This is a genomic window from Glutamicibacter sp. V16R2B1, assembly GCF_005774635.1.
In the GTDB taxonomy this organism is placed as follows: domain Bacteria; phylum Actinomycetota; class Actinomycetes; order Actinomycetales; family Micrococcaceae; genus Glutamicibacter; species Glutamicibacter creatinolyticus.
Map to the genome: position 1 here is coordinate 113,303 of NZ_VATX01000009.1, position 13,128 is coordinate 126,430.

General features: G+C 66.0%; 13 protein-coding genes. 9 read left to right on the plus strand and 4 right to left on the minus strand.

The genetic code is table 11. The annotated features are described in order from the left end of the window. Positions 1–21: 21 nt before the first annotated feature. A complete protein-coding gene (locus FDN03_RS06115) occupies positions 22–948 on the minus strand; it encodes an SDR family oxidoreductase (RefSeq protein ID WP_138175084.1) in 927 nt (308 codons plus the stop codon). A 140-nt stretch (positions 949–1,088) separates the two neighbouring features. On the opposite strand from FDN03_RS06115, the gene FDN03_RS06120 reads away from it, so the two are divergent. Both FDN03_RS06120 and FDN03_RS06125 read left to right on the plus strand, forming a co-directional pair. Beyond that, positions 1,089–1,559 carry a MarR family transcriptional regulator gene (locus tag FDN03_RS06120; protein ID WP_138175086.1) on the plus strand — a complete coding sequence of 157 codons (471 nt, stop codon included), beginning with the start codon at positions 1,089–1,091 and terminating at the stop codon, positions 1,557–1,559. A gap of 350 nt (positions 1,560–1,909) precedes the next feature. After that, a complete protein-coding gene (locus FDN03_RS06125) occupies positions 1,910–2,659 on the plus strand; it encodes an IclR family transcriptional regulator (RefSeq protein ID WP_138175088.1) in 750 nt (249 codons plus the stop codon). Between the two features lie 59 nt (positions 2,660–2,718). Here FDN03_RS06125 and FDN03_RS06130 read toward each other — a convergent pair whose 3' ends face one another. Continuing rightward, positions 2,719–3,609 (minus strand): LysR substrate-binding domain-containing protein, encoded by an 891-nt coding sequence (locus tag FDN03_RS06130; protein WP_138175090.1) that lies wholly within the window; start codon positions 3,607–3,609, stop codon positions 2,719–2,721. Positions 3,610–3,689: 80 nt separating this feature from the next. Between FDN03_RS06130 and FDN03_RS06135 the strand changes: the two genes are divergently transcribed. From FDN03_RS06135 to pcaC, 7 genes are all read left to right on the plus strand, one after another. After that, the gene (locus FDN03_RS06135) at positions 3,690–4,919 is read left to right on the plus strand and encodes an MFS transporter (protein ID WP_138175092.1); all 1,230 of its coding nucleotides are present in this window, start codon (positions 3,690–3,692) and stop codon (positions 4,917–4,919) included. 254 nt (positions 4,920–5,173) lie between these two features. Beyond that, positions 5,174–6,370 (plus strand): 4-hydroxybenzoate 3-monooxygenase, encoded by a 1,197-nt coding sequence (locus tag FDN03_RS06140; RefSeq protein WP_138175094.1) that lies wholly within the window; start codon positions 5,174–5,176, stop codon positions 6,368–6,370. A gap of 104 nt (positions 6,371–6,474) precedes the next feature. Then, positions 6,475–7,260, plus strand: coding sequence for a protocatechuate 3,4-dioxygenase subunit beta (gene pcaH / locus FDN03_RS06145; RefSeq protein ID WP_171021149.1), 786 nt, complete (start codon positions 6,475–6,477; stop codon positions 7,258–7,260). After that, positions 7,261–7,839 carry a protocatechuate 3,4-dioxygenase subunit alpha gene (gene pcaG / locus FDN03_RS06150; RefSeq protein ID WP_138175098.1) on the plus strand — a complete coding sequence of 193 codons (579 nt, stop codon included), beginning with the start codon at positions 7,261–7,263 and terminating at the stop codon, positions 7,837–7,839. Between the two features lie 106 nt (positions 7,840–7,945). After that, a complete protein-coding gene (locus FDN03_RS06155) occupies positions 7,946–9,352 on the plus strand; it encodes a lyase family protein (protein WP_138175100.1) in 1,407 nt (468 codons plus the stop codon). After that, positions 9,334–10,131, plus strand: coding sequence for an alpha/beta fold hydrolase (locus FDN03_RS06160; RefSeq protein ID WP_138175102.1), 798 nt, complete (start codon positions 9,334–9,336; stop codon positions 10,129–10,131). Before FDN03_RS06155 ends, FDN03_RS06160 begins: the two co-directional genes overlap by 19 nt. A gap of 13 nt (positions 10,132–10,144) precedes the next feature. Continuing rightward, positions 10,145–10,540, plus strand: a complete 396-nt coding sequence (gene pcaC / locus FDN03_RS06165; protein ID WP_138175104.1) for a 4-carboxymuconolactone decarboxylase — start codon at positions 10,145–10,147, stop codon at positions 10,538–10,540. An 11-nt stretch (positions 10,541–10,551) separates the two neighbouring features. Here the strand turns inward: pcaC and FDN03_RS06170 are convergent, their stop codons facing one another. Together FDN03_RS06170 and FDN03_RS06175 are read right to left on the minus strand one after the other, a co-directional pair. Beyond that, entirely contained in the window at positions 10,552–11,721 is a 1,170-nt protein-coding gene (locus tag FDN03_RS06170) for a hypothetical protein (RefSeq protein WP_138175106.1), read from the minus strand. Between the two features lie 122 nt (positions 11,722–11,843). After that, positions 11,844–13,127, minus strand: a complete 1,284-nt coding sequence (locus FDN03_RS06175) for a sodium/glutamate symporter (RefSeq protein WP_138175108.1) — start codon at positions 13,125–13,127, stop codon at positions 11,844–11,846. Between the last annotated feature and the right edge of the window lies 1 nt (position 13,128).

The window sequence follows — 13,128 nt, forward strand, 5'->3', positions numbered from 1 at the left end:
CTTCAGTCAGTCCCTTCGCGGCTAGGCGAGTTGGGCTTTGAGTTCTGCTGGCATCTCCGGGAAACTCTCTCCCACCGACTGAAGGTCCGCACCGAACAGCTCATTGAACCGCGCCTGCAGAGCTGTGTAATCCCAGCCGCCCTCGTTGAATTCGCTTCGCACCGCCTCAGGGTGGCTCCACAACTGCAACCGGTCACCACCCGCACCGATGGCCTGACCGGTGATATTGGCGGCCTCGTCCGATGCTAAGAACGCAATCAGCCCTGCTACATCATCCGCAGTACCGAAGCCCAAATCCTTGCGATAGAAATCCGGCATGGCTTCGCCACGCTCCTCGGCTTCTACCGCAGGACGGAAGAACGGAACGGTTTTCGTCATCTCGGTGGCCGCGACTGGAATGACAGCGTTAACGGTGACTCCGGCACGTTTCATCTCCATTGCCCAAGTGCGTACCATGCCAACTATGCCGGCCTTGGCCGCGGCATAGTTGGTCTGTCCGAAGTTACCGCGTTGTCCGGTCGGCGAACCGATCGTAATAATTCGTCCAGCAACATCATTGCTCTTGAAATAGCCGAAGGCCTCACGAACACAAGTAAAGGTGCCGCGTAAGTGGACGTTAATGACCAGATCAAAATCTTCGTCTGTCATCTTCAACAGGGACTTGTCGCGCAGCACTCCGGCGTTGGTTACCAGGATGTCCAAACGACCAAATTTTTCTTCAGCTGCGCCCACCAGCGCCTGAGCCGTTTGGGTAGATCCTACCGCGGCAACGACCCCGGCAGCTTTACCTCCGCGATCAATGATGGTGGCCACTGCCGCGTCCACAGTGGCCTGATCAACATCATTGATGATTACGGCAGCACCCTGGCGAGCAAGTTCCTGAGCATAGCTCAAACCCAGGCCGCGGCCGCTTCCGGTAACGATTGCAACTTTCCCTGCCAACGACATTGAAGACTCCTTGATGCGTAGATATTTGGGGGTCATTGCTCCGCCGATGCGATCGTGGGAACCTTGACGATATACATAAAATCCTAAACTCTTGAAAAAGTCAACGATTTATTTTTTCATCTAAACTAGGAAGGATGGCCATGGCGGCAGATAGCCCCAGTAAGACATCGAAAGTAGAATCGTTCATGACAAGTGATCTTTCTGGGGAATTGAGCTTCCTCGTGGCCAGAATGCGGGCTATCGGCTCGACTCGTGCGAATGACGCCCTGAAACCACTAGAGCTGAAGGTACGCTCTTATTCGGTGCTCTCCCTAGCCTGCGAAAAGGTTCCGCCGACTCAGCGTGATCTCGCCGACTTCCTCACGCTGGATCCCAGCCAAATCGTGCCGCTAGTTGACGATCTGGAAAAGCGCGGCTTGGTTACCCGGATGGCGTCCCCCACGGACCGTCGCTCAAAGGTGGTAATCGCTACCGAAGACGGGCGCAATCTATACGTTCGGGCACGTAGAGTCACTGCCCACAGTGAAGCAGAGACCCTCAGCAACCTGAACGAAGAAGAGCGAACGCAACTTCGCGAGCTTCTGAGTCGGGTCGCGCTGCGCCCGTTCTAAGAGAATTACCTCTGTCGACCACCTTCCCTCCGTTTTAGAGCAAACGATTTCGCATTTCCGAGGAGACAGATGACTATGACGAGTCCTGTTTCCTTGGTTTCGCTATCGCGGCCTCTGACAGAATTGGGCGTTTGGAACAGGTCGCTCTACTGAAGGGTGCAGAATCGTTAGGGCCGTTTCGCGACGCACAGTAAAAGCTCTGGCACCGGCATCGACGATGCCTGCCAGTTTTACACTGGCGCACTCGCGAACGCAGGTCGGCATCGATAGCGTCATAGTGAAAAACAGCCTAAGCGCGTTCCGTAATGACCCCCACGTTCATGCTGCCATCAGCAGACTAGAGTTGATTCATGGCCAACTCGCCCAGTGGGGATTCCATGCTGGACCGCATTGTGCGGATCCTGGATTCCTTTGACCCCAAGACCCCGAAGCTCTCGGTCGCCGCCCTGGCTCGGCGCGCCCAGATTCCCCGCGCCACCATGTACCGCCTGATTGAGGACCTGGTCGGCCACGGTTTGCTCGCGCGTGATCACGAAGGACAAATTTCACTGGGGCTGCGGCTGTGGGAGCTGGCCAACCGCAGTGCCGCTACCCAGGACCTGCGCACCGCAGCACTGCCCTTCATGGAGGACATCAATCAGCTTCTGGGCCAGAACACCCAGCTGGCAATGCTGCATCAGGATGACGTCCTGGTCATTGAGCGTCTCTCCCGTCCCGGGTCGGTGGTCAATCAGGCCAGCGTTGCCGGGCGCATGCCGATCCACCGCACCTCCATGGGCATGGCGCTGCTGGCCTACTCCCCGGCCCCGGTGCTGGAGGACTACCTGAGCCGACACGAGGAAGCCGTCCTCGACTACCATCCCCGGCTGCGTCATGAGCTGGCTGAGATCCGACGCCGCGGCTACGCCACCTTCGATGGCTTTATCGATCCCGAGACGACCGGGGCGGCGGCCCCGATTCTTGACGGTCAGGGGTACGCGGCGGCCGTGTTGGCTGTGGTGGTTCCCCGGGGCTCTGCAACGCTGCCCGCCGCGGCCATGGCTCTGCGCACTGCGGCACGAGGCATCTCGCGGGCCCTGGGCTACGCCGCCGACGGTTAACCCGGGCCGCCGGCTCCCCCACAGCGCGCACGGGCTTGATGCTGCCTAGGCTGGTCGGTCTATATGGCGTTGTGTGCTTCGGCAAGGATGGCCCGCATGACCACGTCTTCGGCGGCGGTCGGCTGCCGATTCGTGGCGCGAGCCAGCTGAATTCGCCACTTCAGGGGCACCGGCACCGCCCAGATTCCCTGGCTCCCCGAGCGCTCCACGGTGGACTGCGGCAAAAAGGCGACACCCAGCTCCTGTCGGACAAGCTCCAGTGCGAAATCCAGTGAGACGACCTCCGTACGCACGCTGCGGTGCAGTCCCTGCGCGGAGAAGGCGGAGTCAATGGTGGTTCGGTTTCCCCAGCCTTCGGGGAAGTCCACGTACTGTTCCCCGGCAATTTCCGAAAGGTCTACCTGCTGACGCCCGGCGAGCCGATGCCCCGCCGGGATGGCCAGGACCATTGGCTCGGCATGGAGCTCATGCAGCGCTATCCCCGCGACCTGGGGATCACTGACCGAGAGCAGTGCCAGGTTCAGCGTTCCCTCCTGCACAGCGGCTAGACTGGTGCGCGTCCCCTCCACGGTCAGCCGCAGCTTGACGACGACTTCCGGATACCGTCGATGAACCTCCAGCAGCACCTTCCCCATGTCCAAGGCCCCCAGGTAGGACAGCGTGCCCAGCGACACCGTGCCACGCACCGTTCCTCCCACGGCATCGACTGCATCCCGCGCGCCAGCCACTTCCGCCAGGATGGCCCGTGCCCGGGGCAGCAGCGCCTCCCCCGCGGGAGCCAGGCGAACGCTGCGCCCCTGACGGACGAAAAGCTGGGCTTCCAGTTCGCGTTCAAGCTGCTTGATTCCCGCCGAGACGGCCGACTGGACCACGTTCAACTCCTGTGCCCCACGGGTGAAGCTCAGCTGTTCGGCGACGGCCATGAAGTACTGGATCTGGGATAACTGCATGCTTCAGTATCACCAAGCAAGATGCAAGCAATCAACCTTTATCGTTGGACGCGATCAATACCGCCACGGATGATGGACTCATGCCCGTTTCACCTTCCCCCGCGGCAACCCGCTCCGCACCCGCCGCGCAGCACGGCCGCGGCTTCTGGATTGTCGCCTTCGCGTTCCTGACCTCGATGGCCTTTGCCTCCGCCCCGGCTCCGCTCTACGTCCTGTATCAACAGCGGTCAGGGTTCAGCTCCTTCACCGTCACCCTGATCTTTGCCGCCTACGCCCTGGGCGTAGTGGTGAGCCTGTTCCTGGCCGGACATATCTCCGACCGTGTCGGCCGACGCCGCATCCTGGTGCCCGCCGTGGCCCTGGTTTTCATCTCCACACTCGTCTTCATCTTCTGGCAGGACCTGCCCGGGCTGCTCACCGCGCGTTTCGTCTCGGGCCTTGGGGTGGGCATGTTGACCGCGACCGCGACCGCCTACATGACCGAACTGCACGCCACTTCCCGCCCGGGGACCGGCTTGCGCCGGGCCGAGGTCATCGCCACCGCCGCCAACATCGGCGGGCTGGGTCTGGGGCCTTTAGTCTCTGGGATGCTGGCGGAGTTCGCCCCGGCTCCGCTCTACACCACCTACCTTGTCTTTGCCGCGCTGCTGCTGCTCGGCCTGCTGTCACTGGCCCGTGTCCCGGAAACCGTGCAGGTGGATCGCAACTGGAACTATCGGCCACAAAGGGTTTCGGTGCCCCCGGAGGCCCATTCGCGCTTCGCGGCCGCGGCGATGATGGCATTTGTCGGATTTGCCATGTTTGGGCTGTTCACCTCCCTGGCCCCGGCTTTGATTGCCGGCGAGCTGGCCATCACCTCCCATGTGGTCTCCGGCGCCGTGGCCTTCGTGGTCTTTGCCGCGGCTGCCGCGATGCAGGTGGTTTCCTCGCGCTGGAGCCTGCACCGGCAGACCACAGCGGGTCTGGCCTGCCTGGGTATCGGCCTGCTGCTGGTGACCGCCAGCATCCTGGTGGCGTCCCTGGCGCTGCTGGTCATTGGCGGACTGGTGGCCGGTGCAGGCTCGGGGATGTCGTTCAAGGCGGGAATCGGCACCGCCATTTCCATTGCCTCCCCGGCCCAGCGCGGCGAAGCCCTGGCCGGCATCTTCCTGGCCGGCTACCTGGGAATGTCAGTGCCGGTCCTGCTGCTTGGCGCACTGATACAGTTCATTGCGCTGGCGCCATCGGTGCTCGGCTTTGGCGTCTTCATGTTGCTGCTGCTGGGCGTCACCCTCCTGCTGTTGATGCGCAGCCGGCGCGCGGGCATCTAGGACAGAAGCATTCGTCCCGCACCTTCCCGATGCTGAAAATGCGGCGGCCGCCCGGGTGACCGGCCCGGGGGCCCCGCATTTCATGCTTCCCAACGCACTGTCCATAAATATTCTTATTCAATGAGAAGCATGGTGTGTTTGTTCCGCACGTCACTGCATTCTTGAAGTCAATCTCTTGTCCCCACCCATGTCGCCCTGCCCGACGAGAATCGGCGTAGCGGCAGACACGGCCCCGAACGCTGAGGCAGGCTTCAATGACGCAGACTCCCCGGATCATCCGCACCCAGGTGGGCATAATCGGCGGCGGTCCGGCCGGGCTCATGCTCTCGCATCTGCTGGCCCAGGCAGGCATCGAGAACATCGTGGTGGAAAAACGGGATCACGAAACGATCCGCAATACCCACCGCGCCGGCATCCTTGAGGCCCAGGCCGTGGCCATGCTGACCGACAGCGGGGTCAACGGCCGGGTATTGACCGAGGGCGACGAGCACGCCGGCATCGACCTGCGCTTCAACGGCGAGTCCCATCCGCTGGACTTCCGCGACCTGGTGGACGCCACGGTCACCCTGTACGCCCAAAACGAGGTCTTCATCGACCTGGCCGCGGCACGCAAGCGCGATGGTGGGGACGTGCGCTACGGGGCCGAAGTCACCGAGATCCTGGACATCGAAACCGACACCCCGAAGTTCCGCTTCACCGACGCAGCGGGCACCCTGTTCGAGGTGCACGCTGACGTGATCGTGGGCGCCGACGGGTCGCGTTCCTTTACCCGCCGCCAGATGCCGGCAGCCCAGCGCAATGACTTCAAGGTCGAATACCCCTTCGCCTGGTTCGGCATCCTCACCCAGGCCCCAAAGTCCTCTCCGGAACTGATCTATGCGAACTCCCCCCACGGATTCGCGCTCATCTCCCAGCGCTCCGAGACGGTGCAGCGCATGTACTTCCAATGCGACCCGAACGAAAACGTTGATGACTGGAGCGAGGACCGGATCTGGAGCGAGCTGCAGCGGCGGGTGGATGGACCGGATGGCTTCCAGCTGGCGACCGGGCCGATCTTCGACAAAACCGTGCTGGGGTTCCGCTCCTTTGTGCGCGAACCGCTCTCCCACGGCCGACTGTTCCTGGCCGGAGATGCCGGACACACGGTCCCGCCCACCGGGGCGAAGGGCCTGAACCTGGCCTTCGCGGATGTGAAGGTCTTGTTCGAGGCCATCGACTCGTTTTACACCACCGGTAGTGACCGGCTCCTGGCCGGCTACTCGGACCTGGCGCTGAAGCGGGTCTGGAAGGCCCAGAACTTTTCATACTGGATGACCTCCATGCTCCACACCCCCGTGGGCGCCGACCCGTTCATGACCCGCCGCGCCCTGGGAGAGCTGGAAACCGTGACCTCCTCGCGCTTCGGCCAGCAATACCTGGCCGAGTCCTACACCGGCTGGCCGCACGCCTGACCCGCCCAACCACCACCTTCCCGCCCATTGACCACTGAAAGGAGCACGCAGTGAGCACCGATACGAACCACACCACCGATGAGACGTTCGAGAACCCGTGCGTCCTGGATCCTGCCGCCACCGCCGACTCGCAGGAAACCATCACCAGCGAAATCCAGGACATCCACGAGGCCTACCGGCAGGAGGTGCTGGCCGGGAAGAAAGAGGAAACCCAGCCGCGGATCGACTTCGCCCCCTACCGTTCCTCCCTGCTGCGCCATCCCACCAAGGACCTGCACCACACGGATCCGGAAACCATTGAGCTGCACTCCCCCGCCTTCGGGGACCGGGACGTGCACATCCTGGAATCGGACCTGACCATCCAGCACAACGGGGACCCCATCGGCGAGCGCATCGTGGTCTCCGGCCGGGTACTGGACGGGGACGGCCGTCCGGTGGCCGGGCAGCTGATTGAGATCTGGCAGGCCAACGCGGCCGGACGCTACATCCACAAGCGCGACCAACACCCGGCCCCGATTGACCCGAACTTCACCGGGGTGGGCCGGGCGATCACCGGGCCGAATGGCGAGTACACGTTCACCACCATCAAGCCGGCACCGTACCCGTGGAAGAACCACCACAACGCCTGGCGTCCGGCGCACATCCACTTCTCGCTGTTTGGCACCGACTTCACCCAGCGGATGATCACCCAGATGTACTTCCCCGGTGACCCGCTGTTCTCCCTGGACCCGATCTACCAGTCGATCACCGACCAGAAGGCCCGCGACCGGCTGGTCGCCACCTACGATCACTCGATCACCTCGCATGAGTGGGCCACCGGCTACAACTGGGACATTGTGCTCACCGGCAGCAACCGCACCTGGATGGAAGACGAAGAGGGGGACCACTAAATGGCACCGGCACCAGAGCTGAAGCTCGCCCCGACCCCGGGACAGACCATCGGCCCGTTCTACGGCTACGCACTGCCCTACGACAAGGGCCACGAACTGATCCACCCGTCCAACCCGAACGCGGTGCGCCTGCACGGGGTGATCACCGATGGGCAGGGCACCCCCATCCCGGATTCGATGCTGGAGATCTGGCAGGCGGACCATCAGGGACGGGTGCCCACCCAGGACGGTTCGCTGCTGCGCGACGGCTACACGTTCACCGGCTGGGGCCGGGTGGCGGTGGACAACGTGGGCCACTACACCTTCACCACCGTGAACCCCGGCGCGACCGAGGCGGGCAAGGCCCCGTTCATCATGCTCACCGTGTTCGCGCGCGGGCTGCTCAACCGCCTGTTCACCCGCATCTACCTGCCGGAGGACACCGAGGCGCTGGCCAATGACCCGCTGCTGTCGGCGCTGCCCGAGGAGCGGCGCAAGACCCTGATCGCCACCCGGGAACAGGACGGATCACTGCGCTTTGACATTCGGCTGCAGGGTGAGGACGAGACCGTGTTCCTGACCTACCCGCGCGAAAGCTAGGAAGCAGGAGAAGCTGCCCCGCTAGGGTGGAAGCTGCAGGTGCCCAAGCACCGCGGCCTTCCGCCCCGGCGGGGCGTTGAACGTAGTGCCGAAGTGAGGTTGACCGATGACTAATGCCGATTACGGGGTGCTCAGCCCGGCGTGGGCCGGCGGCGCCGCGGCCCGGCTGGCCGATGACACCGCCTTCGTCCAGGCGATGCTTGATGTTGAGGCCGCCTGGGTGCGGGTGCAGGCCGGGGCCGGACTGTGCACCGCGCAGCAGGCCGCGGCGGTGGACGCCGTGGCCCGCGCCGAACGCTACGACCTGGCCGAAGTGGCGCGGCGGACCCCGGACGGAGCGAACGCGCTGATCCCGCTGCTGGGCATGATGCGCGAGTTGCTGGCCCGGGACGGCGCGCCTGAGGGCACCGGCACGGTGCTGCACCGCGGGGCCACCAGCCAGGACATCATCGATTCCGCGCTGATGCTGCTGCTGGCCCGCGGCATCAAGGTGGTGTCCGCCCACCTGCATTCGGCGGGTGACGGCCTGGCCGCACTGGCGCGCGCCTACGCCCGGACCCCGTGCATTGCCAGGTCGCTGACCCAGCATGCGCTGCCCACCACCTTCGGCTACAGGGCCGCCGCGTGGCTTTCCGCGCTGGGTTCGGCCGGCCGGGCGCTGCAGGAGCTGTCCAACACGCTGGCGCTGCAGTGGGGCGGCGCCGTGGGCACGTTGGCCTCCCTGGACCAGTTCCTTGCCGACCAGCCCGGGACCCACCCAGACAGCGCCGAACTGGTCCGCCGGCTGGCGGCCGAACTGCAGCTGGTGGACCGGCAGGTCCCGTGGCACACCAACCGCGTGCCGCTGCTGCAGGCCGGCTCCGCGCTGGGGACGGTGATCGCGGCGCTGGGCACCTTCGGCACCGATGTGCTCACCGCCTCCCGCCCGGAAATTGGGGAGCTCTCCGAGCCACGCGAGGTCGGCAAGGGCGGGTCCTCGGCCATGCCGCAGAAGCAGAACCCGGTGCATTCGCTGCTGCTGCGCACCGCGGCGCTCAGCGCCCCGGCCCTGGTGGGAACGCTGTTCACCGCCGCCGGCACCGCGGCCGACGAACGCCCGGATGGCGCCTGGCACGCCGAATGGCCGGCACTGCGCGAACTGCTGCGCCTGGCGGTGGGCAGCGCCGAGCACGCCGACGTGCTGGCCAACGGGCTGCGCGTCAACGAATCGGCGCTGGCCCGCAACCTGGCCCTGGGCGGGGACGCGGTGCTCTCCGAACGCCTGGCCACCGTGCTGGCCCCGGTCATTGCGGGCGGCAAGCCCGCCGTCCAGGATCTGGTGCGGCGTTCGCTCACCGACCAGGTGAGCCTGCGCGAGCTGCTGCGCCTGGAGGTCTCCCACACGGACCTGTCCGACGCGCAGCTTGATGAGCTGCTGGACCCGGCCGGCTACCTGGGCAGCGCCGCACGCTTCACCGACACCGTTCTTGCCGATTACGCCCTGTGGAAGGAATCATGGCTGTCCCACAACTAACCCCCTCGCTGCTCCACCTCGACGCCTCGCTGCCGACGCTGATCCTGGGCCCGTCGTTGGGTACCGGCGCACTGCACCTGTGGGGCCCGGCCGTCCCCCACCTGAAGGACGGCTTCCAGCTCATCGCCTGGGACCTGCCCGGCCACGGTGCGAGCCAGCCGGCCACGCAGCCGTTCACCATGACCGAGCTGGCCCAGGCGGTCATGGACATGATCCAGGCGCTGCGCGTGGATGGGGTCATCGACCAGGGGGCCGGGCCCTACTATGCGGGGGTGTCCGTGGGCGGGGCCATCGCCCTGCAGCTGGCCCACGACCATCCCGGCGCGTTCCAGGCGCTCTCGGTGGTGTGCTCGGCGGCGAAGATCGGGACGGAGCAGGCCTGGAACGAACGGGCCGACCTGGTCGCCGCCGCCGGAACCCCGACCATGGTGGTCGGCTCCGCCCAGCGCTGGTTTGCCCCGGGGTTCATCGAGAAGGACCCGGTCACCTCCACCAACCTGCTGCACAACCTGCAGGACGCCGACCGCTTCTCCTACGCCCACGTCTGCCGGGCGCTGGCCGGGTTCGACCTGCGCGAAGAGCTGGCCGGGCTCACCGACCCGCTGCTGGCCCTGAACGGCGCCCATGACCAGGTCTGTCCGCCCTCCGATGCCCAGTTTATTGCCGAGCACGCCCCGCGGGGCCGCTGCGCCATCATTGAGAGCGTCGCCCACCTGGCCCCGGCCGAGGACCCGCAGGCCACCGCGCGCCAGCTGAGCGCCTTCTTCACCGCCAACTAGCAAAGGTTTGACCATGACAGATTCACAGCGCCTGCCCGGGGACACCTATGATGCCGGGATGGCGGTCCGCCGTGAGGTGCTCGGCCACGAGCACGTGGACCGGGCCAGCAGCACCTCGAACGAGTTCACCGATGAATTCCAGGAAATGATCACCCGCTACGCCTGGGGCACGATCTGGACCCGCGAGGGCCTGCCGCGCACCACCCGCAGCGCCATCACCCTGACCGCCATGATCGCCGGCGGCTACTGGGAGGAGCTGGAGATGCACGTGCATGCGGCCCTGCGCAACGGGATGACGCCCGAGCAGATCAAGGAAGTGTTCCTGCAAAGCGCCATCTACTGCTCGGTCCCGGCGGCGAACGTGGCCTTCAAGATCGGCAAGAAGGTCCTGGCCGAATACCAGCAGTAGCCCAGCGGTCCTCAGCCCGAGGACCGGACCCGGACCCAGTCATCCGGGCCCGGACCGGCATCGTCCAGCACCCAGCGCTGCGCCTGCCCGACCAGCGCCGTTTCGTCCCGCAGCCAGTAGGTGGCATCGGGGTCCCAGCCGGCGATGAGCGAGGCGGTGTGCTCATCCACCGGGACCACTTCCCCGGCGGTGGCCAGGTACCCGGCAATGCTCAGGTGCACGCCCGCGTAGTCCCGGGCCACCGCCGAGAAGTCCGGGATCACCCAGCGCCCGTCGCGCCCGGTGGTATCAAACCAGTCGCGGCGGCGCAGCGCGGTGACCTCCAGCGGGTACTGGCGGCACAGCCCGGCCCAGCTGTTGGGCCCGGTGATCTCATAGACGGGGGCATCGGCCGGCACGCTCAGCCGGCGCAGCTGCGCCCCGCGCCAACCCATCCCGTCTTCGGCGCACCACAGCCCCACCGGGGTGCCGTCGGCAAAACGCCCGGTGGAGCGGGCCGTGCCAAAGGGCGGGGTGGACCACCACGGCCCGCTGCCCAGCTTGCGCAGCGGCCGGCGCAGCTCCCGGCGCCGCCGCCCGTTCTCCCGCACAACCTGTTCCTTCCAGCGGGCCAGGCATTCGGCCGCCGATGGCACCGGTTCCTCCGGCCCGGGCTCGCCAAGGCCCTGCACATCATCCCAGGTGATGCTCCATTGATCCGCCCGGGCGCACGCATCCGTCCACCCGGTGACCGGGCGTGAGGGGCCGAGCGCACCCGCCAGCCGGCGCAGGGCCGGGATGATGTCCGCCCGGCCCAGCAGCGTATCCTCGCCATCGGGTGGCTGCCAGTACATTGCGGCGTCCACCGAGGCGGCCAGGGCCCGGCGCACCGTGGGCAGGCTCGGTTCCGGCAGCGCCACCTGGCCAAGCAGCGCCGCCAGTTCGGCGTCGGTGGGCATCACCGGTTCCAGGTCCGCGGTGGTCACCGGCGCGCCTTCGGGGACAGCCACGAACCGGGCCACCGCATCCCCGCGCTCCTTGGCCACCAGGTAGGCGGCGTCGTGGAACGCACCGAGCACCGGTGCCGGCCCGCCACCCTCGGTGTCCTGCTCCAGCTGGCTGGCCGCAACCAGCTCGTACAGCAGCCGCCGTCCGCGGCGTCCGGCCAGCAGCGCGGCCTGCATGTCCATCTCGGCGCCCATTGTTCCTCCCCGGGGTTTCGCCCCAGCCTAGCGCGACGGCCAGCGGACCGGGGAAACCAACGGTGCCCCACCCCCGGCAACAGCAGGGGGTGGGGCACCGCGGGGTGAAGACCGTGGCGCGGCTAGGCGACCAGGTTCATGCACCACACAATCCAGGGCAGCGCCACCAGGTCGATCAGCACCGCACCGGCCAGCGGCACAATCAGGAAGGCCTTCTCGGAGCGGATCCCGAACTTGGCGTTGAACGCGTCCATGTTCGCCAGCGCGTTCGGGGTGGCGCCCAGGCCGTGGCCCAGGAAGCCGGCGACCATGGTCGCCGCGTCGTAGTCCTTGCCCATCATCCGGAACACCACGAACGCGGAGAACAGGACGATGAACACCAGCTGCACCAGCAGGATGACCGACAGCGGGCCGGCCAGGTTCGCCAGCTCCCAGATCTTCAGGCTCATCATCGCCAGGGTCAGGAAGAAGCCGAGGGTCATCTGGGAGATCAGGTTGACCGAGTCGTCGTTGATCTTGATCAGCTTCAGCTTGTCGTTCAGGTTGCGGAAGATCACCGCGATGATCATCGCACCGACGTAGGCCGGCAGGGAGAAGCCGGTGATCTCGGCGATCCAGTCGCCCAGCAGCATGCCGACCACCATGATGATGCCGATGACCGTGGCCGTGGACAACAGCGAGGAGTAGTTGCTGATTTCATCCCCGGGCTGCTTGATCGCCTCGTCCAGGTCCTCACCCACCGCCGGGCCGCCGGCCGAGCCGCCGCCACCGGCCAGCTTGCGCATGCCCGCGCCCACCGGCTGCTTTGCCTCACGCACCCCGGCCTTCTGCGGGGCCTTGAGCTTGTGCCAGTGCATCAGGAAGCTGGCCAGCATGCCGCCCAGCAGGCTGCCGGCCACCAGGCCGAAGGTCGCCGAGGCGATCGCCACGGTGGTTGCGCCCTGCACGCCCATTTCCTCGGCGGTCGGGCCGAACGCGGCCGCGCCGCCGTGCCCGCCTTCCAGGCTGACCGCGCCGGCCATGATGCCCAGCATCGGATCGACCCCCAGCACCTTGGCCATGCCCATGCCGATCAGGTTCTGCGCGATCGCCAGGGACCAACAGGCCACCAGGTACACCAGCAGCAGCTTGCCGCCCTTTTTAATGGTGGCCAGCGAACCGGCCAGGCCGATGGTGGAGAAGAACGCGATCATGGCCGGGGTCTGCAGCGAGGTGTCCAGGCTGATTTCGGCAGCGCCGGTCTGGCGCAGCACCAGCACCAGCAGTGCGAAGAGGAAGCCGCCCACCACCGGGGCGGGAATGCAGAACTTCTCCAAGAATCCCACCCGGCGCCGGGCGAACTCGCCGAAGGCCAGCAGGACCATGGCCAGCGCCGAGGTCTGGACCAGTGATAATTGCAATTCCATA

Coding starts and splice junctions, on each gene's coding strand:
- FDN03_RS06115 (WP_138175084.1), bottom strand. CDS start 948: ATGTCGTTGGCAGGGAAAGTTGCAATCGTTACCGGAAGCGGCCGCGGC.
- FDN03_RS06120 (WP_138175086.1), top strand. CDS start 1,089: ATGGCGGCAGATAGCCCCAGTAAGACATCGAAAGTAGAATCGTTCATG.
- FDN03_RS06125 (WP_138175088.1), top strand. CDS start 1,910: ATGGCCAACTCGCCCAGTGGGGATTCCATGCTGGACCGCATTGTGCGG.
- FDN03_RS06130 (WP_138175090.1), bottom strand. CDS start 3,609: ATGCAGTTATCCCAGATCCAGTACTTCATGGCCGTCGCCGAACAGCTG.
- FDN03_RS06135 (WP_138175092.1), top strand. CDS start 3,690: ATGCCCGTTTCACCTTCCCCCGCGGCAACCCGCTCCGCACCCGCCGCG.
- FDN03_RS06140 (WP_138175094.1), top strand. CDS start 5,174: ATGACGCAGACTCCCCGGATCATCCGCACCCAGGTGGGCATAATCGGC.
- pcaG (WP_138175098.1), top strand. CDS start 7,261: ATGGCACCGGCACCAGAGCTGAAGCTCGCCCCGACCCCGGGACAGACC.
- FDN03_RS06155 (WP_138175100.1), top strand. CDS start 7,946: ATGACTAATGCCGATTACGGGGTGCTCAGCCCGGCGTGGGCCGGCGGC.
- FDN03_RS06160 (WP_138175102.1), top strand. CDS start 9,334: ATGGCTGTCCCACAACTAACCCCCTCGCTGCTCCACCTCGACGCCTCG.
- pcaC (WP_138175104.1), top strand. CDS start 10,145: ATGACAGATTCACAGCGCCTGCCCGGGGACACCTATGATGCCGGGATG.
- FDN03_RS06170 (WP_138175106.1), bottom strand. CDS start 11,721: ATGGGCGCCGAGATGGACATGCAGGCCGCGCTGCTGGCCGGACGCCGC.
- FDN03_RS06175 (WP_138175108.1), bottom strand. CDS start 13,127: ATGGAATTGCAATTATCACTGGTCCAGACCTCGGCGCTGGCCATGGTC.